General features: G+C 69.1%; 20 protein-coding genes. 7 read left to right on the top strand and 13 right to left on the bottom strand.

Annotated elements, in window-relative coordinates; genetic code table 11:
* Positions 1-12: 12 nt before the first annotated feature.
* Entirely contained in the window at positions 13-396 is a 384-nt protein-coding gene (locus V9K99_RS41630) for a TIGR03618 family F420-dependent PPOX class oxidoreductase (protein ID WP_337011242.1), read from the top strand.
* A 4-nt stretch (positions 397-400) separates the two neighbouring features.
* Here V9K99_RS41630 and V9K99_RS41625 read toward each other — a convergent pair whose 3' ends face one another.
* Both V9K99_RS41625 and V9K99_RS41620 read right to left on the bottom strand, forming a co-directional pair.
* Positions 401-1408, bottom strand: a complete 1008-nt coding sequence (locus tag V9K99_RS41625) for a sugar phosphate isomerase/epimerase family protein (RefSeq protein WP_337011244.1) — start codon at positions 1406-1408, stop codon at positions 401-403.
* An 11-nt stretch (positions 1409-1419) separates the two neighbouring features.
* Positions 1420-2514 carry a Gfo/Idh/MocA family protein gene (locus V9K99_RS41620; protein ID WP_337011246.1) on the bottom strand — a complete coding sequence of 365 codons (1095 nt, stop codon included), beginning with the start codon at positions 2512-2514 and terminating at the stop codon, positions 1420-1422.
* 78 nt (positions 2515-2592) lie between these two features.
* Between V9K99_RS41620 and V9K99_RS41615 the strand changes: the two genes are divergently transcribed.
* Complete coding sequence (locus tag V9K99_RS41615) at positions 2593-3720, top strand: ROK family transcriptional regulator (RefSeq protein ID WP_337011248.1); 1128 nt, start codon at positions 2593-2595, stop codon at positions 3718-3720.
* Here the strand turns inward: V9K99_RS41615 and V9K99_RS41610 are convergent.
* Together V9K99_RS41610 and V9K99_RS41605 are read right to left on the bottom strand one after the other, a co-directional pair.
* Positions 3717-4361, bottom strand: a complete 645-nt coding sequence (locus V9K99_RS41610) for a response regulator transcription factor (RefSeq protein WP_337011250.1) — start codon at positions 4359-4361, stop codon at positions 3717-3719. The genes V9K99_RS41615 and V9K99_RS41610 overlap by 4 nt on opposite strands.
* On the bottom strand, positions 4358-6376 hold the full coding sequence (locus V9K99_RS41605; protein ID WP_337011252.1) for a sensor histidine kinase: 2019 nt from the start codon (positions 6374-6376) through the stop codon (positions 4358-4360). Before V9K99_RS41605 ends, V9K99_RS41610 begins: the two co-directional genes overlap by 4 nt.
* A gap of 163 nt (positions 6377-6539) precedes the next feature.
* Here V9K99_RS41605 and V9K99_RS41600 point away from each other — a divergent pair, with 163 nt between their 5' ends.
* Positions 6540-7253: a hypothetical protein gene (locus V9K99_RS41600; protein ID WP_337011254.1), complete on the top strand. Its 714-nt coding sequence runs from the start codon at positions 6540-6542 to the stop codon at positions 7251-7253.
* Here the strand turns inward: V9K99_RS41600 and V9K99_RS41595 are convergent.
* Genes V9K99_RS41595 through V9K99_RS41585 form a run of 3 tightly spaced genes read right to left on the bottom strand, consistent with a single transcriptional unit; the run spans position 7240 to position 9946 of the window.
* Complete coding sequence (locus V9K99_RS41595; protein ID WP_337011255.1) at positions 7240-8145, bottom strand: aminoglycoside phosphotransferase family protein; 906 nt, start codon at positions 8143-8145, stop codon at positions 7240-7242. The genes V9K99_RS41600 and V9K99_RS41595 overlap by 14 nt on opposite strands.
* Positions 8142-9146: an NAD(P)H-dependent glycerol-3-phosphate dehydrogenase gene (locus V9K99_RS41590; RefSeq protein ID WP_337011256.1), complete on the bottom strand. Its 1005-nt coding sequence runs from the start codon at positions 9144-9146 to the stop codon at positions 8142-8144. Before V9K99_RS41590 ends, V9K99_RS41595 begins: the two co-directional genes overlap by 4 nt.
* The gene (locus tag V9K99_RS41585) at positions 9143-9946 is read right to left on the bottom strand and encodes a lysophospholipid acyltransferase family protein (protein WP_337011258.1); all 804 of its coding nucleotides are present in this window, start codon (positions 9944-9946) and stop codon (positions 9143-9145) included. Before V9K99_RS41585 ends, V9K99_RS41590 begins: the two co-directional genes overlap by 4 nt.
* A gap of 16 nt (positions 9947-9962) precedes the next feature.
* Here V9K99_RS41585 and cofC point away from each other — a divergent pair, with 16 nt between their 5' ends.
* Together cofC and V9K99_RS41575 are read left to right on the top strand one after the other, a co-directional pair.
* Positions 9963-10634 (top strand): 2-phospho-L-lactate guanylyltransferase, encoded by a 672-nt coding sequence (gene cofC / locus V9K99_RS41580; RefSeq protein ID WP_337011260.1) that lies wholly within the window; start codon positions 9963-9965, stop codon positions 10632-10634.
* 1 nt (position 10635) lies between these two features.
* On the top strand, positions 10636-10842 hold the full coding sequence (locus tag V9K99_RS41575; RefSeq protein ID WP_337011262.1) for a hypothetical protein: 207 nt from the start codon (positions 10636-10638) through the stop codon (positions 10840-10842).
* A gap of 101 nt (positions 10843-10943) precedes the next feature.
* Here V9K99_RS41575 and V9K99_RS41570 read toward each other — a convergent pair whose 3' ends face one another.
* From V9K99_RS41570 to leuC, 5 genes are all read right to left on the bottom strand, one after another.
* A complete protein-coding gene (locus V9K99_RS41570; RefSeq protein ID WP_337011264.1) occupies positions 10944-11516 on the bottom strand; it encodes an HU family DNA-binding protein in 573 nt (190 codons plus the stop codon).
* A 200-nt stretch (positions 11517-11716) separates the two neighbouring features.
* Positions 11717-11902, bottom strand: a complete 186-nt coding sequence (locus tag V9K99_RS41565) for a hypothetical protein (protein WP_337011266.1) — start codon at positions 11900-11902, stop codon at positions 11717-11719.
* Between the two features lie 60 nt (positions 11903-11962).
* Positions 11963-13111 (bottom strand): magnesium/cobalt transporter CorA, encoded by a 1149-nt coding sequence (gene corA / locus V9K99_RS41560; protein ID WP_337011268.1) that lies wholly within the window; start codon positions 13109-13111, stop codon positions 11963-11965.
* A gap of 290 nt (positions 13112-13401) precedes the next feature.
* On the bottom strand, positions 13402-14001 hold the full coding sequence (gene leuD, locus V9K99_RS41555) for a 3-isopropylmalate dehydratase small subunit (RefSeq protein WP_337011269.1): 600 nt from the start codon (positions 13999-14001) through the stop codon (positions 13402-13404).
* Between the two features lie 13 nt (positions 14002-14014).
* The gene (leuC, locus tag V9K99_RS41550) at positions 14015-15445 is read right to left on the bottom strand and encodes a 3-isopropylmalate dehydratase large subunit (RefSeq protein ID WP_337011271.1); all 1431 of its coding nucleotides are present in this window, start codon (positions 15443-15445) and stop codon (positions 14015-14017) included.
* A 109-nt stretch (positions 15446-15554) separates the two neighbouring features.
* On the opposite strand from leuC, the gene V9K99_RS41545 reads away from it, so the two are divergent.
* Positions 15555-16274: an IclR family transcriptional regulator gene (locus V9K99_RS41545; protein WP_012922430.1), complete on the top strand. Its 720-nt coding sequence runs from the start codon at positions 15555-15557 to the stop codon at positions 16272-16274.
* Here the strand turns inward: V9K99_RS41545 and V9K99_RS41540 are convergent, their stop codons facing one another.
* Positions 16275-16784, bottom strand: coding sequence for a 2'-5' RNA ligase family protein (locus V9K99_RS41540; RefSeq protein ID WP_337011283.1), 510 nt, complete (start codon positions 16782-16784; stop codon positions 16275-16277).
* Positions 16785-16819: 35 nt separating this feature from the next.
* On the opposite strand from V9K99_RS41540, the gene V9K99_RS41535 reads away from it, so the two are divergent.
* Entirely contained in the window at positions 16820-20134 is a 3315-nt protein-coding gene (locus V9K99_RS41535; RefSeq protein WP_337011285.1) for a BTAD domain-containing putative transcriptional regulator, read from the top strand.
* Position 20135 lies beyond the last annotated feature (1 nt).

Here is a 20135-nt window from a genome sequence, read left to right as displayed (position 1 = left end):
GAGCTGATTGTCATGCTGAATGCCGACGTACGCCGTGTGCTCGACACCACCGCGGTTGCGCACCTTGCCACCGTGTTGCCCGATGGCGGTCCGCACTCCGTGCCGTTGTGGGTCACGACAGTGGGAGAACGCATCGCCTTCCTGACCGGGCCGGACTCGCGGAAGGCGCGCAACCTGCGGCGCGATCCGCGGGTTGCGCTGTCCCTGACTCCGCTCGACAACCCGTTCGAGCCGATCATCGTGCGCGGTCGCGTCGTCGAATGGCTGGAGGGCGACGAAGGCTGGAAGATCGTCGACCAGATCGCGATGAAGTACATCGGCCAGCCATACCCGCGCGAGCAGGAGCGCGTCATCGCCCTGATCGAGCCCGAGCGCCAGCAGGTGGGGATGAGCTGACGGCCTACTTGTCCGTGGCGAAGGCCGCGTCGAAGGCCGCCGCGGGCTTGTCGAAGGCCAGGCCGCGGATGACGTTGACCGCCTCGGCCGCGCCGACCTTGCGCTCCATCCCGGCGTCTTCCCATTCGACCGAGATCGGACCGTCGTACCCGATCGAGTTCAGGACGCGGAAGCAGTCCTCCCACTGCACGTCGCCGTGGCCGGTCGAGTAGAAGTCCCAGCCGCGCCGCGGGTCACCCCACGGCAGGTGCGAGCCGAGCCGGCCGTTGCGGCCGCCGCCGGTCCGCATCCGGGTGTCCTTGCAGTCGACGTGGTAGATCCGGTCCTTGAAGTCCCACAGGAACGCGACCGGGTCGATGTCCTGCCAGACCATGTGGCTCGGGTCCCAGTTCAGCCCGAACGCCTCGCGGTGACCGATCGCCTCCAGCGTGAGCTGCGTGGTCCAGTAGTCGTACGCGATCTCGGACGGGTGCACCTCGTGGGCGAACCGTACGCCGACCTCGTCGAAGACATCGAGGATCGGGTTCCACCGGTCCGCGAAGTCCTGGTAGCCGGCCGCGATCCGCTCGGCGGGCACCGGCGGGAACATGGCGACGTACTGCCAGATGGACGAGCCGGTGAAGCCGATCACCGTGTTCACCCCGAGCTTGGCCGCGGCCCGCGCGGTGTTCTTCAGGTCCTCGGCCGCCCGCTGCCGGACACCTTCCGGATCACCGTCGCCCCAGACCCGCGACGGCACGATCGCCTGGTGCCGGAAGTCGATCGGGTTGTCGCACACCGCCTGGCCGACCAGGTGGTTGGAGATCGCGAAGACCTTCAGGTTGTACTTCGCCAGGATGTCATGCCGGCCCTGGACGTAGGAGTCGTCCTCGACCGCCTGCTGGACGTCGAAGTGGTCACCGGAGCAGGCGATCTCGACACCGTCGTACCCCGCCTCCGAGGCGAACTGGCAGACCTCCTCGAACGGCAGGTCGGCCCACTGACCCGTGAACAACGTGATCGGACGTGGCATCTCACTGGCTCCTAAGAGTTGTCGACTGTGATCCAGGCGCTGTCCGCGGCGGCCGAACGCAGTACGGCGTCGACCAGCCGGGCGGACCGCGCACCGGCGGCGAAATCGGGCAGGCCGTCCGGGCGGTCACCCAGTACGGCGGCATAGCTGTCGGCGACGAAGCTGTCGAACGCGTCCTGGTACCCCTGCGCGTGCCCGGCCGGCAGCCGGTTCACCCGTGCGGCGGGCGGGCTCAGCGTCTCGGGATCGCGGGTGAGCAGCTGCGACGCGGTACGACGGCCGACCCACAACCGATCCGGGTCCTCCTGGTCGAAGCCGAAACTCGACTCGGTCCCGGACACCTCCAGGTACAACCGGTTCTTCCGGCCGGCCGCGACCTGGCTGACCACGATCGTGCCGAGCACTCCGGCCTCGGTGCGGAACTGAGCGGTCGCCAGATCCTCGGTGCGGACCTCGGCCCCACCGCGTTGCGAACGAACGGTCCGCAGCTGTGCGCTGATGGCCTGGATCCGGTCGCCGGTGACGAACTCGGTCAGATCGCACCAATGGGACCCGATGTCGGCGAACGTCCGCGACGGGCCGCCGGCTTCGTCGTCGACACGCCAGTTCTGGTCGTCCTCGCCGGCCAGCCAGTCCTGCAGGTACGACCCGTGCAGGCTGGTGATCACGCCGGCCTCGCCCTCGGCGATCCGGGTCCGGAGCTCGCGGACCATCGGGTGGTAGCGGTACACGAACGGCACGGTGCCGACTCGCTCCCCCTCGAGCGCGGCCGCATGGAGTCCGGCCGCGTCCTGAACGGAGGTTGCGAGTGGCTTCTCGCAGATGACGTGCTTGCCGGCTTCCAGCGCCTGCAGGGTCACCGCGAGGTGCGTGGTGTTCGGCGTACAGACGTGGACCACGTCGATGTCGGCGGCAAGCAGTTCGTCGAGGTCGGCGAAACCGCGCTCGGCGCCGGTCGCCTCGGCGGCCGCCTCCGCCCGTGCCGGTGTCGACCCGACCGCACCGACTACGTGAGCGCCCGCGACCAGCGCGGACCTGCCGTGGACACGACCCATGAAGCCGCCGCCGACGATCCCGACCCGAAGCTTGCGCGCACTGGTGGACACGCTGAAGGACGCTATGTGACACTTTTGAACCCTGTCAAGCAAAAGTCCAGCAGCCCATCGACGGAAGTCCGGCGCAGCATGAGTGATCTCGGTACGGCGGGAAGCGGCGAGGTACTGCGCTTGCTCCTCGACGGGCGGCCGCGGACCCGGGCCGAACTCATCGACCTCAGCGGTCTGGCCCGGTCGACCGTGACCGGCCGGATCGAGGAGTTGGTGGCGGCCGGTCTCGTCGTACCGTCGGGTGAAGCGGCGTCGACCGGTGGACGGCCGCCGGCGCGGTTCCGGTTCAACCCGAGCGCACGGCTGATCCTCGCGGCGGACGTCGGGGCAACCCATCTGTCCGTTGCCCTCACCGATCTGACGGGCGACATCCTCGATCGGGCCACGATGCCGCTGAACATCGCGGAGGGACCTGAGGCGGTTCTGAGTGCGGTCGCGCGGACCGGGCGCGCGTTGCTGAAGAAGGCCCGTCGGTCCGTCGATGACCTGGCGGGCACGGGAGTCGGGCTGCCGGGACCCGTCGAGCACAGCACCGGGCGGCCGAACCATCCGCCGATCATGCCGGGCTGGGACTCGTACGACGTCGTCGGACGACTGAGCCGTGAACTCGCCGGACCGGTGCTGGTCGACAACGACGTGAACATCATGGCCCTCGGTGAGCACGCGACCGAGTATGCCGACGTCGAACACCTCCTGTTCTTGAAGGTCGCGACCGGGATCGGTGCCGGCGTGATCAGCGGTGGCCGGCTGCATCGAGGTGCGCAAGGAGCGGCCGGCGACATCGGTCACATCCAGACTCCCGGGCACACGGAGCTCTGCCGTTGCGGGAACAGCGGCTGCCTGGAAGCCATCGCTTCGTCTGCGGCGATCGCCGCGCAGCTGGGAGTGCAAGGCAGTCGGGACATCATCGAGTTGGTGCGCGCCGGAGACACGGCCGCGACTCAGGCCGTTCGCCAAGCGGGTCGTGAGATCGGCACTGTGCTGGCGGCCTGCGTCAGTTTGCTCAACCCGTCGGTGATCGTGGTCGGCGGCTCACTCTCCCAAGCCGGCGACAGCCTGCTCGCCGGGATCCGGGAAGCGATCTATGCCAGATCGTTGCCCCTGGCCACCACCGACCTGCGCGTGGTCACCTCACGGTCCGGCCAGGACGCCGCCCTCCGCGGCGCCGCCACCCTCGTCCTCCAGCACACCCTCGCCAGCGCCTAGCGATCGTCGCCGAGACCGGCGGAGCGGGCCCGGATGATCGCCTCCGCACGGCTGGCGACCTGGAGCTTTCCGAAGATGTTCGTGATGTGGTTGCCGACGGTCGCCTGCGCCAGGCCGAGCCGGGCGGCGATCGTTGCGTTGCCGAGCCCGGCGGCGATGAGGTCGAGGACTTCCCGCTCCCGCGGGGTCAGCTCAGGGAAGGCGGGCTGGTCAGTGCGCGGTCCGGACAGGTAGGCCAGTGCCCGGCGGGCGACACCGGGACCGAAGATGGCTTCGCCGGCCGCAACCGCCGCGATGGCGCGGATGACGTTGTCCGGGGCGGCTCCCTTGAGCACGTAGCCGCGGGCACCTGCGCGCATCGCGGCGAAAACGGACTCGTCGTCATCGAACATGGTCAGGATGAGTACGGCGACATCCGGTGCGGCCCGGGTGATCTGCCTGGTGGCCTCGATGCCGGTCAGGTCTGGCATCTGGATGTCCATCACGACGACATCGGGGTGCAACGTGACGGCGGCCCGAACTGCCTCTGCTCCGGTGGCCGCAGTGCCGGCGAGTTCGTACCCGTCATGTGCCGAGAGCAGGGCGCCGAGCCCTTCCCGGACGATGCCGTGGTCGTCCGCGACCACGATCCGCAGTGTCATACCCCCACCGCCGTTGATGTCAGGGGAAGCACGACGCTGACGGAGCAACCCGTCCCGTCGTACTGGATCTCGAACTGCCCACCCAACTCGGCGGTCCGCTCGCTGATCGAGGTGAGTCCGACGCCAGGCTGCCACGGCGCACCGGAGTTCACCCCGTTGTCGCGGATCTCCAGGTGCAGCGCGTCGGCGTCGACGCTGAGGCGTACGGCGGCGATCGTCGCAGTGGAGTGCCGGACGACGTTGGTCAGGGCCTCGGTGGCGATCCGGTAGGTGGCGACTTCCACGGCGGCCGACAGCTCAGCCAGCGCGGGCGGTGCCTCGACTGTCACGGCCAGCGCAGCACCGTCGCTTCGGCGGGACACCATCATGGCGTACTCCCGCAGCGCACCCAGCAGGCCCAGTCCGTCCAGTGCGGGCGGCCGCAGGCCGTACACCAGTCGCCGGATCTCCTCGATCGCTCCGATCGTCTGGTCGCGCAGCCCGGCCAGCAGCTCGGAGCTACGGTCCGGGTCGGTCCGGAGCAGCCGTCGTGCCGCGTCGGCGCTGAGCACCACCCCGGTCAGAACCGGGCCGAGCCCGTCGTGCAGGTCGCGACGGATGCGCCGGCGTTCCTCCTCCCGGCCGCTGACGATGCGTTCCCGGGAGTCCCGCAGTTCGGCGGCCAGTCGGCCGGCCTGCACCGCCACTGCCAACGGTGCGGCGAGCAGGCTCAGCACCTGCTCGTCGGCCGCGTCCAGCCGAGACTCCCCGTAGCGCAGGCCGATGACAAGCTCACCCAGCCTGTCGTCACCAGAGCGCAGTACGACAGCGTGCCGGTGCGCGGGCAGCTCGCCGTGAACAGCGATCTGGCTGCCCTCGATGACGACGGCAGCGGCGGGGAAGCGCATCACCCGGCAGAGTGCCTCCAGGACGCCCGTCAGGCCGGCGCCGGCTGCCGCTCCGATCTGCGCGCCGACCTCGGCGATGGCGCTGACGGGGTCCCTGCGCGCACCGTAGAACGCCCGATGGATCAGTCGCTGCAGCCAGACTCGCACCGGGTTGAACGCCAGCGCGATCACCAGGGTCGCGAGCACTGACGAGTTGAGCGAGACCTGCCGACGTACCGTCTGGTCAAGCAGCAGGACCAGAGCCAGGTAGGCAGCGACCACACCACCGGTCAGCAGCAGGTACAGCACCGAGCGAGAGACCACCAGCCGGATATCCAGCAGCTGGTACCGCAGGATCGCGATGGCGATCGACAACGGAAGAAGCAGGATGGGTACGACGCCGAGCAGCAGCGACTCCGACTCGACGGTGGACTCGATCGCGAAGCAGGTGAGCATCACGATCAGTGCCATCAGCAACCACAGGATTTGGCGACGGACCTTCTCCGGCCCACGCCAATAGCGCACGATCAAGGCCGCCAGGGCACCGGCGAAACCAGCCAGCAGACCGAACTGGCCGGCGACCTGGAACCAGACGATCTGCCAGAACCCGGACCAGGCCGGGTAGCCGGGAACGCCTACTTCGGCGGTCAGTCCGCCGTTCGGGTCGAGCACACCGGCGCCGGTCCACAGCACCGCGCTGCCCACCAGTACGACGACGAGCCACCGCCAACCGCGACCGGGCAACCGGCCGTCCGGGAAGAGCACCAGCGCCAACGGGAGGAACAGGGTCAATGCCCAGCTCCAACTGCCGTTGGTCACGGTGGCAAGAACGCGCCAGGGGACGGTCGGCTCCCCTGCCCACGCCACCAGGCTGAGGCCGGTCCCTGTTGCGCCGTAGAAGCATCCGCCGACAAGCAGCGACCAGCCGACGAGGTTGCGCGGGTGGTAGTAGGCGATAGGCCAGCCGGCCAGTGCCAGCGACAGTCCGATGATCGCGTTCGTCACCACGAACAGGCCGACCAGGCGCTCCCAGCCCAGGCCCGACGCGGCAGCGGCCCAAGCTGTCACAGCCGCCTCCGCGACCGCCACGAGCAGCACCCCAGTGGCAGCCGGCTTCAGCCGGCGGCTCTCCTCAGGCTTGGCGCTCACCTGCTCATCATCGGGCCACGACCCCACGATCGCGTAGGGGCCGACCCCCACGCGACCCAGGAACCTTTCTCGATCGTCCCGGCTGCCGTTGCCCTGCCGGCTGGGGCCACCCACATCGGAGGCTGAAGCCAAGTCAGCGTTCCGGCTTCTGAAGGAGTACCTCATGACAACCACCTCGACCACTGCACGAGCCACTCGGACACCACGTGACGTCCGGGGCTTCTGGCGGGTTCTGCTCGCCGTCATCGCGCCGCTGCCCATGCTGGTCCAGGGCTTGTACTACCTGTTCAGCCCGGTCGACGGCGGCGCGCCGTTCGAGACGAACCTCGCAGCGGTGACCGCGGATCCCGGCCGCTTCGAACTGCTGCAGTGGGTCCAGGCACCGTTCTTCCTGCTGATCCCGGCCGTGATCGCCGTCGCCTGGGTGAGCCATCGCGCCGCACCACGGCTGTCCACCGTCGGCGGGCTGATCGCGCTGACCGGCCTGAGTGCCGGGTTCTTCCTGCTGCCAGGCGTGGTGACGTTGGAGTACCTGACGGTCACTGAAGGGCTGGACAGCGCCACCATGACGAAGCTCGGCGCCGCGATGGCCGAACAACCCACCACGCTGATCGGCGGACTGCTGTTCATCCTCGCCATCACCTTCGGCCTCCTGCTGCTCGGCATCGCCCTGTGGCGCAGCCGCGTCGCCCCGGCCTGGATGGGGATCGCCCTCGCCCTCGGCGGCTTCACCCACCCGTTCCTGCCCGGGCACGTTGCCGCCGGCATCGGTCTCCTGGTCGCCGCCGTCGGGTTCGCCGGTGCCAGCGTCGCCCTGCTCCGGATGCGCAACGACGACTTCGACCTTCCGCCGGTCGCTCCCGTCAGCGCCAGCTGACGGCCAGGTGATCCACCACCGCGATGAGCCGGTCCAGGAGTGGACCCTGCCGGGCCACGCCGAATCCGTGCCGACGGCCATGGAAGGCGTCCTGGACCGCGCGCAGGTGGGCCCACAGACGAAGCCGAGCCGGATCAAGTTCCGCGGCCTCGGCGAAGACCTCGAGCTCGTGGTGGAGTGCCTTGACCAGATCGTCGGACTCGATCAGTGCCAGTGCACGCGGCCGGAGGAACGTGGCGCCGTCGTAGGCCGGATCCCCCACCCAACCCTTGGGATCGACGGCCAGCCAGGGCTCCCGGTCCGCACGCAGGATGTTGTTGGGATGGAGATCGCCGTGGATGACAGTGTCCGGCTGATCCCGGCCGAGTTCGTCGATGACGGCCAGTGCGGCGTCCAGCGCCGAAGCCGGCAGCCGATGCTCCAACTCGAAGGCATCCTTGCGTAACTGCTCGTCCCACTCGTCCGCGCGATCCTGCAGCCGGGGCAGACCGGCCGGAGCGGGGATCGCCAGCCGGCGGCTGAGCTGACCGGCCACCCTGGCCGCATCCGCGGCGTCGGCAAGGGTGGCCGGATGCACGCGCTCCAGCAGCATCGCGAACAGTTCGTCCTCCCGCTCATGCAGGAGAACGGCACCACCCCCACCCCACGCGGCGAGCGCATCCGGCTCGTGCAGGTTGCCTGGATGCGGAAAGGACACCTTGATCACCGCAGAGCCGGCAGCACACCGGACCGGCACGATCACGCCGACCCGGCCGTGCGTGACGGCACCGTCGACGGAGCACTCCCACCGCGACAGCAAACCCTCGACGATCGCAGGTAGCTCGGCCAACCAGAGCTTGGCCGATTCCCCTTCGCGTTCGAGCGTGCCGCGGGCGAAGGCTGCCGGGATCATCCCCAGCGTTCCGACTTGGCGGAGCGGGAGACGAGGCTGAAGAGCATGTCCTTGGGGGTCATCTCGCCGGCGACGACCTTGGTGACGTGTTCGGCGATCGGCATCTCGACGTCGTGGTGGTGGGCCAGTTCGGTGATCGACGCGCAGGACTTCACGCCTTCGGCCACCTGCCGCGTCGCACCGGCGATGTCTGCCACGGTCATCCCCTGGCCGAGTTTCTCGCCGAAGGTCCGGTTGCGGGACAGCGGTGACGAGCAAGTCGCGACGAGGTCGCCCAAGCCGGCCAGGCCGGAGAAGGTGTGCTCGTCGGCACCGAGCGCCGTACCCAGGCGGGCTGTTTCGACCAGGCCGCGGGTGATCACGGATGCTCTGGCGTTGTCTCCGAAGCCGAGGCCGATGGCCATCCCGACGGCCAGGGCGATGACGTTCTTGGTCGCGCCGCCGAGCTCGCAGCCGATCACGTCGTTGTTCGTGTACGGGCGGAACGTCTGCGAGTGGCACAACTTCTGCAACCGGGTCGCGGTCCCCTCGTCGGCACACGCGACCACCGACGCGGCCGGCTGTCCTTCGGCGATCTCGCGGGCCAGGTTCGGACCCGACACGACCGCGATCCGCTCCGGGCCGGCGCCGGTGAGCTCGGCGATCACCTCGCTCATCCGCTTCGTCGTACCGACCTCGACGCCTTTCATCAGGCTCACCAGGGGTACGGCGTTGGGCAGCACGCCGGCCCAGTCCTTCAGGTTGTCGCGCAGCGACTGACTGGGCACGGCCAGTACGACGGCTTCCGCGCCGGCCGCGGCCGCAGCCGGATCGTGGGTCGCGGTGATCGCGTCCGGGAGACGGATCCCGGGCAGGTAGTCGGGGTTCTCGTGTTGGGTGTTGATCGCTTCGCACAGCGATTCACGCCGGCCCCAGATGGACACCTGGTTCCCCGCGTTCGCCAGCACCGTGGCGAACGCCGTACCCCAGGATCCGGCCCCGAACACCGCAACCTTCGTCATGCCTTCTCCTCACCGTCGTTCTCGGACCGGGCCTTGCGTAGGTCGAAGAGTTCTTTGGGCGGGGTCTCACCGCGCAGCTCGCCGAGTGTCTCGGCGACCGCGTGCATGATCACCTCGGTTGCCTCGTGCAACAGCTGGTTGGTGAGCGGCTTGCCCTCGAACGCGCTCAGGTCGACCGGTTTCCCGGCCCGTACCTTGATCGTCTTGCGTGGCAGCAACCTGATCTTCGTCCGGCCGGTGTACGACCTGATCACGTCCTGCGCGCCCCAGTTGGCGATCGGGATCACCGGGCAGCCGGTCCGCAACGCGATCCGGGCGACACCGGTCTTGCCGCTCATCGGCCACAGATCCGGATCGCGGGTGATGGTGCCTTCCGGATAGACCCCCACAGCCTCACCTCGCTCGACCGCGGCGACGGCATCGCGGAACGCGTCCGCGGCCTGAGTCGACTCCCGGTACACCGGGATCTGCCCGGCACTGGAGATGATCCGGCCCAGCACCGGGATCTTGAACACCGACGCCTTGCCCAGGAACCGCGGGATCCGCCGGCACTCCCAGATGTAGAACCCGAGCACCAGCGGGTCGAAGTGGGAGATGTGGTTCGGCGCGAACACCACCCCGCCGGACCGCGGCATGTTCTCGCGGCCGGTGAACTCCGGCTTGGTGAAGGTCAGCATGAACGGCTTGACGAGCAGGACCACCAGGCCGAACCAGAAGCCCCGCCGCGGCCGAGGATCCGGCGTCTTACTGGGCTGGCCGTCCACTGCTGCCTCCTGGTGCTCGTCACTGCCGTCCGTCATGGGAGAATCCTGCCTGATGGCAGACCTACAGGTCGCTCCCTGGACCCTGGCGATCCCGGTGAAGCGTACGGCGATCGCGAAGAGCCGCCTCGCTGCGGCCTACCCCCAGCACCGCCCGGAGCTGGCCCGGTCCTTTGCTGTCGACACTACTGCGGCCGCCCTCGCCTCTCCCCTGGTCCACGCGGTGCTGGTCGTCACCGACGACCCGGTCGTCGCCGCGGACGTGACCGCGGTGGGTGCGCGGGTGGTCCCGGACCTCCCCTCCGCTGGTCTCAACGAAGCCTTGCTGCATGGTGCCGCGGTCGCCGCTGCCGAGTTCCCGAACCACGGAGTCGTTGCCCTCTCCGCGGATCTCCCGGCACTCCGGCCGGCCGAGCTGACCGCCGTACTGGCTGCCTGTGTGGCACCGCGATCGTTCGTGATCGACCTCCCCGGCACCGGTACGACGTTGCTCGCCGCAGCGCCCGGGATTGCGCTGGATCCCCGCTTCGGCGTGGGTTCCGCACTAGCCCACCAAGTGTCGGGGGCGGTCCCGATCGAGCTTTCCGGCATCGAGTCGGTACGGCGTGACGTCGACACGGCGGCCGATCTGGCCCACGCCGTACAACTCGGGGTGGGTCCGGCGACGGCCGATGTGATGTCGCTGGTACTCGGCGCCGCCACCGGGACCGAAGGGCTAGCCTGCTGATATGCAAGGAACCGTGAGCCGCTACGACACCGAGACCTTCTCCGGTGCGGTCCTGACCGACCGGGGTGTCGAACTGCCCTTCACCGTGCACGCCGTGTCCGACACACCGGTGCGGCATCTGCGCGTCGGCCAGCGGGTGCGGCTGGAAACCACCGGTTCCGGGGCAGATCTGGCCATTACCAAGGTGGACTTCATCACCGAGCTGTAGAAGGTTGCCGCAGGCACCTCTCAACGACAGAGCGAAGGCCGGTCGCCCCTGGAGTGGGGTGACCGGCCTTCGCTGGTGTTGCGGTGCTGCAGTGCTGAAGGTCAGCGAGAAGCTGCGCGCTTCGCCGGAGCCTTCTTGGCGGGGGCCTTCTTGGCCGGCGCCTTCTTGGCGACGGTCGCCTTCTTGACCGGGGCCTTCTTGGCAACGGTCTTGGCCGGGGCCTTCTTGACCGGGGCCTTCTTGGCAACGGTCTTGGCCGGGGCCTTCTTGACCGGAGCCTTCTTGGCAACGGTCTTGGTCGCCGCGGCCTTGGCCGGAGCGGCCTTCTTGGCCGGGGCAGCCGCCTTGGTGGCGGTCGCGGCCGGCTTCGGCACGACCAGCTTCGGCAGCTTCTTCGCACCGGAGACAACGGCCTTCAGCTCCGCACCCGCGCGGAACTTCGGCACCGTGGTCTTCTTGGCACGCTTGGTCTCACCGGTCCGCGGGTTGCGCACGATGCGCGCCCCACGCTCGATGGCCTCGAAGGCACCGAAACCGGTGATGGCGACCTTGCCACCCTTCTTGGTCAGCTCACGCTGGATGGTGTCGATCACCGACTCCAACGCGTGCTGGGCCTGGCGGCGGTTTCCGTCGAAGTGCACTGCGAGCGCTCCGACCAACTCACTCTTGTTCACTGCTTCCCTCCGTGAACGTAGGCGTCGAGCACAGCGCTCGATCTCACAGGAACGTTATGGACTCAACACGCGGTTCACAAACACCAACGCGGCAATTCGGCCTTGTTTTAGGCGATTCGTGCCACAATTTCGCCCGATTCGGCCGTTCCGGGGCCCCGAATCCCCTTCTGAGCAACGAACCGATGCCCATCCGTGACCGGCTAGCGACGCTTGCCGCGCAGTACTCGAAGCCCCGATTGGGCCGTGTCGAGGCCGCGGGTCACGGCCGAGTCGCCCTTCCTGGCACGCAACTCGGTCGCCACTTTGCCGAGCAACCAGTCCAGCAACGGTACGGCGATCGCCAGTACGGCCCACATGATCAGGCGCCGGCGCAGGAACAACCACATGGTCCGCCTCCAAGGTCTTCAGCTGTCTGAACACTAGTGCCCGCGTTGGGCACCGGGCATTCAGAGCCAGCTGAGGCGCTTGAAGATCACGTACAGACTGCCGCAGACCATCGCCATCAGGCCGACCGCGAACGGGTAGCCGTACTGCCAGTGCAGCTCGGGCATGTGGTCGAAGTTCATCCCGTAGACGGTGCCGATCAGGGTCGGCGCGAACAGGATGGCCGCCCACGCGGAGATCTTCTTGACCTCTTCGTTCTGCGCGCTGCTGGCGATCGCGAGGCTCTTCATCTCCTCGTTTTGCTGCTGGGCCACCAGGGTCGCGTTCACGGTCAGGATGTCGCGCAGCAGTTCGCGGAACCCGGCAACCTTCTCCACCACCTCGGTGACGTGGTCGGCGACGTCACGCAACGAGCGCTGCAGTTCCTCGTCGATGCCGTACTTCTCGAACCCGCCGCGCAGCTGCTCCAGCATGCCGGCCAGCGGCCGGGTCGCGCGCTGGAACTCGATCACCTCACGGGACAGCTCGTAGATGCGCCGCGACACCTTCGGGTCACCGCGGAACACCTCGGTCTCGATCTCGTCGATGTCGTTCTCCAGGCCGGCCACCACCGGCGCGTACCCGTCGACGACCTTGTCCATGATCGCGTAGAGCACGGCCTCGGTCCCGCGGTTGAGCAACTCGGGGTCGCGTTCGACCCGGCGCCGTACCGCGGCCAGATTGGGCGCCTCGGCATGCCGGACCGTCACCACGAAGTCCGGGCCGACGAACACGTGCACCTCGCCGAACTCGACCTCCTCGGTCGCGTCCCGGTAGCGAGCGGCCTTCAGGACGACGAACAACGTGTCGCCGTAGCGCTCGAGCTTCGGCCGCTGATGGGCCTGGATGGCGTCCTCGATCGCCAGCTCGTGCAGGTCGAACTCCTGGGCCAGCGAGGCGAGTTCGCGCCGGTCCGGCCGGTACAGGCCGATCCAGGCCAGGCTCTTCGGCGACTTGTGCAGCACGCGATAGGTGTCGGCCAGCGACTCCGGCGACGCGACCCGGCGGCCGTCGCTGTAGATCGCACTGTCGACGACGCTGTGCCCCTTGGGCTTCGGGGTGCTGTCGTGGACCGGCGGCTCGATCGGCGGCTGGACGGCACGACGGGCGGCGGCGCGGTTCGACGGGGTGCGGCTGAAGGCACGGAGCGTGCGCGTGCGCAGGTCGGACATGAGTCCTCCAGATGCGGTGTTGCGGGTGTATGTGGGCACACGTCTGCCCGACCCCCGCGGCACCCAGGCCGCATCAAGAGAAGGAAGTATCAGCCTCTCGAAGGTCGAGCGAGATCGGTATGTCTGGAGGGATCGCTGTTCATGAGCGCCTCACCTCCCAGATCTCGCAAGCCTTGTACTGACAACCCCGCAAGGGTAACACCAGAGTTATCGCCGGACATGTTCCGTCCGTTACACAAAGGTTTCGCCCACCCCCGAAGCGGGGATGGGCGAAACCTTTGCAGTGGTGACTAGGCCTTGGCGGGCAGGGTGGCCGGCTTGAAGGACGGGCGGGTCGCTTCGTAGGCGGCGATATCGGCCTCGTGCGACAAGGTGATGCCGACGTCGTCGAGGCCGTTCAGCAGCCGGTAGCGGGTGTAGTCGTCGATCTCGAACGGCGCGGACACGTCACCGGCCGAGATCGTCTTGTGCTCCAGGTCCACCGTGACCTTGGTGCCCGGGTCGGCCTCGATCGTGGCCCACAACTGCTCCACGACGTCCTGCGTCACCAGGGCCGCGAGCAATCCGGACTTGCCCGAGTTGCCGCGGAAGATGTCGGCGAACCGCGACGACACCACGACCCGGAACCCGTAGTCGAGCAATGCCCAGACCGCGTGCTCCCGCGACGATCCGGTGCCGAAGTCGGGACCGGCGACGAGCACCGAGACCCCGTCGTACTGCGGCTGGTTCAAGACGAACTCGGGGTCGTTGCGCCAGGCCGCGAACAGCCCGTCCTCGAAGCCGGTCCGGGTGACCCGCTTCAGGTAGACGGCCGGGATGATCTGGTCGGTGTCGACGTTGCTGCGGCGCAGCGGAGCCGCCGTACCGATGTGCTGGATGAAGGCTTCCATGTTCCCAGTCTCCTCAGACGTTCTCGGGTACGGCGACGTCCAGCGGCTGCAGATCCGCCGGGGCCGCGAGGGTTCCGGTCACCGCGGTCGCGGCGGCGACCAGCGGCGAGACCAGGTGGGTGCGACCGCCCTTGCCCTGACGGCCTTCGAAGTTCCGGTTCGACGTGGAGGCGCTGCGCTCACCCGGGGCCAGCTGGTCCGGGTTCATGCCCAGGCACATCGAGCAGCCCGCCCCGCGCCACTCGGCGCCGGCGGCCTTGAAGATCTGGTCCAGGCCCTCGGCCTCGGCCTGCAGCCGGACCCGGCCGGAGCCCGGGACCACGAGCATCCTGGTGCCCTCGGCAACCTTCCGGCCGGCCAGCACACCGGCGGCGGCCCGCAGGTCCTCGATCCGGCCGTTGGTGCAGGAGCCCAGGAACACCGTGTCCACGTGGATCTCGCGCATCGGCGTACCTGCCGTCAGGCCCATGTACTCCAGGGCCCGCTCGGCCGCGACCCGGTCGTTCTCGTTCTCGAAGTCGTCCGGCGACGGCACGTTGGCCGACAGCGGGATGCCCTGGCCCGGGTTGGTGCCCCAGGTGACGAACGGGGCGATGTCCTCGGCGCGCAGCACGACCTCGCGGTCGAAGGTGGCGTCCTCGTCGGTGGCCAGGCTCTTCCAGTACTCGACCGCGGCTTCCCAGTCGACACCCTGCGGCGCGTGCGGTTTGTCCCGCAGGTAGAAGAACGTGGTCTCGTCCGGCGCGATCATGCCGGCCTTGGCGCCCCACTCGATCGACATGTTGCAGATCGTCATCCGGGCTTCCATGCTCAGCGCCCGGATCGCCTCGCCGCGGTACTCGACGATGTAGCCCTGGCCGCCGCCGGTGCCGACCTTCGCGATCAGCGCCAGCACCAGGTCCTTGGCCGAGACACCGTCGGGCAGTACGCCGTCGACCGTGACCGCCATCGTCTTCGGCCGGGCCTGCATCAGGGTCTGGGTGGCCAGCACGTGCTCGACCTCGCTGGTACCGATGCCGAAGGCGATCGCGCCGAACGCGCCGTGGGTGGAGGTGTGGCTGTCACCGCAGACCACGGTCATCCCGGGCTGGGTCAGGCCGAGCTGCGGGCCGATCACGTGCACGACGCCCTGGTCCGGGTCACCCAGGGTGTGGATCCGGATGCCGAACTCCTCGGCGTTCTTCCGCAGCGTTTCCACCTGGGTCCGCGACACCGGGTCGGCGATCGGCTTGTCCACGTCGAAGGTCGGGACGTTGTGGTCCTCGGTGGCGATGGTCAGGTCCGGGCGCCGTACCGGACGACCGGCCAGCCGCAGACCGTCGAAGGCCTGCGGGCTGGTCACCTCGTGCACCAGGTGAAGGTCGATGTAGAGGAGGTCGGGCTCTCCGTCGGCATGGCGCACGACGTGCGCATCCCAGACCTTTTCCGACAACGTCCTACCCATCAGACTTCTCCTTTGAGGTGTGTGGTGAGGTGCCGTATCGCTCACAGTGCTCTCGATTGTGTCCCGGAAGCGACTTGCGTTCCACGATTCGAGACGGCAATATCGTCTCATGGACAACTCTAGCGGAGTCGGCGTTCTCGACAAAGCAGCCCTCGTTCTGTCCGCGCTCGAGTCCGGGCCGGCGACCCTGGCCGGACTGGTCGCGGCCACCGGTCTGGCCCGCCCGACCGCGCACCGGCTGGCGGTGGCGCTCGAGCACCACCGTCTGGTCGGCCGGGACATGCAGGGACGGTTCGTGCTCGGACCGCGACTCAGCGAGTTGGCCTCGGCGGCCGGTGAGGACCGGCTGCTGGCGACCGCCGGTCCGGTGCTGGCGCGACTGCGCGACATCACGGGTGAGTCGGCGCAGTTGTTCCGTCGGCAGGGTGAGTACCGCGTCTGTGTCGCGGCCGCCGAGCGTCCGTCCGGTCTGCGCGACACGGTGCCGGTCGGCAGCCAGCTGACCATGGCGGCCGGGTCGGCTGCCCAAATACTGCTTGCCTGGGAGGACCCGGAGCGGATGCACCGCGGCCTCCACAACGCGACCTTCAACGCTGCCGCGCTGGCCGGCGTACGGCGTCGCGGCTGGGCCCACTCGGTCGGCGAACGTGAGCAGGGCGTCGCCTCTGTCTCGGCTCCGGTCCGCTCCCCCAGCGGCAAGGTGATTGCCGCCGTCTCCGTCTCCGGCCCGATCGAGCGTCTCTCCCGCCAGCCCGGCCGGATGCACGCCCCCGCCGTCATGGCCGCCGCCGAACGCCTCTCCGAAGCCCTCCGCCGCGCCTCCGAGTAGTCAGAGCGGCCAGATCTGACCGGTGCCGCTGTCGATGAGGGCGGCATGGTCAGCAGTCGTCTCGAGCGGCAGTACGTCGTACACGGCCGCCGCCAGGATCGGCAGAGCGACCAGTGGAACGCGAGGAGCGAGGGTGCAGTGCGGCACCCAGCGCCCTGGTTGGTAGTGCCGGTGCAGATCAGCCCCCGTCTCGGTGACCGCCGAGACCACTTGCTCCTGGCGTTCCAGCACCTCCAGGCCGATGGCCGGCACGAGCCAGGCCCGGCCACGGCGGAACGTCCCCAGCGCATCGAAGTACAAGCTGATCGGATCGCCCAGCAAGGGCTGGACGGCTTTGGTGACCTTGTCGTGGTCCCATTCCCGCAAGACTGCCAGCGAAAGATGCGGCACGTGCCGGCCGTGGGTGTGGGACTTGAGCGTCGGTACGCCGACATTCTCCAGCCGGTCCCAGAGAGCCCGCAGGATCCGCTCGGACCGCCGGTCGAACAGCCAACAGACCGCCAATGCCATGGCTACAGCCTCCCGCGCTGACGTACTCTCGCGAAATGAGGGTGGGGATCCTTGGGGCGGCGGAAGTCCTGCGGGACGGGGAGCCGGTTGAACTCGGTGGCCGGAAGCAGCGGATGTTGCTTTCGGCCCTCGCGCTGTACGGCGGACAGCCGGTGGCGGTGGACAGTCTCATCGACATGCTGTGGCGGGACACCCCTCCACCGAGCGCGATGTCGACGCTGCAGGCGTATCTGGCCGGCGTCCGCAAGGCACTCGAGCCGGATCGCCCGGCCCGCACGCTGCCGACCGTCGTGGTGACGGTTGCTCCCGGCTACGCCCTCCGGCTCCCCGCGGACAGCCTCGACGCCGCACGTTTCGCCTCGACCGTGGACGCGGCCCACGATCGTCTCGGTGCCTGGTCGGATGAGGTGTCCGGGTCGATCACAGCGCCCGATCTGGATCAGGGCGAACTGAACAGGATCATCAGTGCGTTGGACGACGCGCTGGCGTTGTGGCGCGGGACGCCGTACACGGAGCTGGACGACATCCCCGCGGCCACTGCCGAACGGGCCCGGCTCGAAGAACTCCGGCTGGTGGCGCTGGAGGATCGTGCGGTCGCCCGCTTGGCGCTCGGCCGGCACGCGACGGTCGCCGCGGAGTTGGAGGCGCTCACGGCCGAATACCCGTTGCGGGAAAGGCTGTGGACGTTGCGCGTGCTGGCACTCGCCGGCACCGGTCGGCAGGCCGATGCGCTCGACGCACTGCGCCAGGTCCGTCGGCTCATGGCGGACGAGCTCGGGTTGGACCCGGGGACCACCTTGCGCGAACTCGAAACCGCCGTACTGCGTCAGGACCCGGCGCTCGTGTGGCGGCCGAAGAAGCCGGTCAATGGGTTCCCGAAGGGATCTTCGTTCGTTGGGCGGACCGCCGAGCTCGCTGCGCTCGAGGGCCTGTTGGAGCAGGCGATGGCCGGGCCCCAGTTCGCCGTACTGGTCGGAGAGCCGGGGATCGGCAAGACCAGGCTGGCGGCGGAGATCTCGACCCGGGCGCGTGCCCGCGGGTTCGTCGTACTCACCGGGCGGTGTTCGGAGGACGAGGGCGCGCCGCCGATGTGGCCGTGGATGGGTGTCTTGCGCGCGCTGGCGGACGCCATACCCGCCGACGACCAGCACGCCGAGTTGGCCGGACTGCTGGAGGCAGGGGCTCAGGCGCCTCCCGAGGATGTGGACGTCGCGCGGTTCCGGCTGTGGACGATGATGACGGACGTCCTCGTCGCCGCGTCCGCGGTTCGGCCGCTGGTCGTGATTCTCGACGATCTGCACTGGGCTGCGCCGTCGTCGCTCAAGCTGCTGGGACATCTGGCGGCCATGCTCGACACCGGGCGCCTGCTCGTCGTTGCCACCCGCAGGGCCACCACCGAGCTCACGGGCCCGCTCGCGCAAGTGGCCGAAAGCCTGGCGCGGCGGCACGCACTGCGCCTGGATCTAGCAGGGCTCTCGACCGCCGAGGCGGCCGCCCTCGTCGAGCTCACGGCCCATCGCACGCCCGCTCCGGGTGAGGCCGAAGCACTGCATGCGCGGACGGACGGGAACCCGTTCTTCCTCGTCGAACTCCTCCGCGGCGGCACCGGCGACGATGTGCCGGCGGCGGTGACCGACATCGTCGCTCGTCGCGTCGCGCGGTTGCCGGAGACAACCGGCGAGCTGTTGCGGACCGCCGCCGTCATCGGCCGGGAGTTCGACCTCGCGGTCCTCGCCGCTGCCGCCGGCCGAAACGAGGATGAGGCACTGGACCAGCTCGATCCCGCGCTGGCCGCTGGTGTCATCGCCGAGGGCGACCGGGTGGAGCGGTTCCGGTTCGCCCATGCACTGGTCCGTGACGTGGTGTATTCCGGTCTGCCGGCAGCCCGGCGTGCTCGCCGTCACGCGGCGATCGCGACCGTGGTCGAGGGCACCGCGGCACCGTCCGAGACAGCGCGGCACTGGCTGGCTGCCGGACCGGCGCACGCTGCACGAGCCTGGCGCGCAGCTGCCGAGGCTGCCGAGCAGGCGGGCCGGCTCTACGCGTACGACGAGGCCGCCACACTGCTCGCGGCCGCACTCGACGCACAGCAGAACGATGGCTCCGCAACACCGCTCGATCGGTATGACCTCTTGATGGCACGAGCCGATGCGTGCCGTTGGGCGGTCGACCGGGACGGCGTGGACGCCGCTCTCACAGCCGCCGTACAGGAGGCCGAGCAGCTAGGCGACGTCGTACGCATGACGCAAGCCGCGGTCGGTACGGCGGAGGGCGCCTTGTGGCAGAACCGCCGCTACGGGCAGACAGACCCGTTCATGATCGGCGTACTGCGACGGGCGCTGCGGGAGTTGCCTGCCGACGACAGCGAGCTGCGCTGCCGGGCGCTCCTCGTCCTGGCGACAGAGCTCTATCACGCGGACGCACCTGCCTACCGGGAGGCGTTGGTCGAGCAGGGCATGGCGATGGCACGCAGGCTCGGCGATCCCGCGCTACTGGTGTGGGCCTGCCAGGTCGCGTTCATGGCCAGTTGGCGTGCGGCCACCGCACCGGACCGGCTGCGGCTGGCGGACGAGGCCATCGCGATTGCGGTCGACCGGTCCGATCCGATCCGAGAGGTGCTCGCCCGGACGCTCCGGGCGACCGTCACCGGTGAACTCGGCCAGATCGCGGAGATGCGGGCCGAGATCAGCCGGGTCAGGGCGATCGCCGAGCCGCGGCGCCTGGTGTCCGCCCTCCTCGTCCTCGGCGAGCTCGAGTCACCGTGGCTGGCGATGCAAGGGCGGTTCGCCGACGCGGAGCGACTGCTCGAGGAGCGGCGCGAACTCATCGCCGGCGCCTCCCTTCCCCAGCGGGACGAGTCGCTGGTCTCCGGGGTCGCGTGCGTCCAACTGTGGCGGGGCCGGATCGCGGAGATCATCCCGGCCTTCCAGGCGATGCTGCCGGTCAGCCCGATGCCGTTCGAGCTCACCGTCCAATGGCTTCTCGTCCGGGCCGGCCGGCTGGACGAGGCGCGCGCCATGGGCGAGGGCGTGCTGGTTCCGGCCACCGACGACTGGGTGTCCATGCACCAGCGCTGTGTCGCGGCCGAGGTCGCCTTCGCGTTGAAGGAGCCGGACGCGGCGCGGGCGCTGTACCAGTGGCTGAGCCCGTACGCGGGACGGATCTGCAGCGCGGGGTTCTCGGTGGCGATCGGTCCGGTGGATGCCTTTCTGGCCTTCGCCGCGATGGCGACGGGCGAGCGGGAGATCGCCGCCAGGCACGCCGATGCGGCCCTGGAACTGTGCGCGGAATGGGAGATCCCGCTGGTCGCGCAGTGGTGGCGCGAGCAGCGGGATCGCGGCGGATTCTGAA

Origin of the sequence: Kribbella sp. CCNWLW201, from assembly GCF_037203805.1 — a bacterium.
Classification (GTDB): Bacteria; Actinomycetota; Actinomycetes; order Propionibacteriales; family Kribbellaceae; genus Kribbella.
Note: the sequence above shows the minus strand (reverse complement) of the source record. Positions and strands in the feature narration are given on the sequence as shown.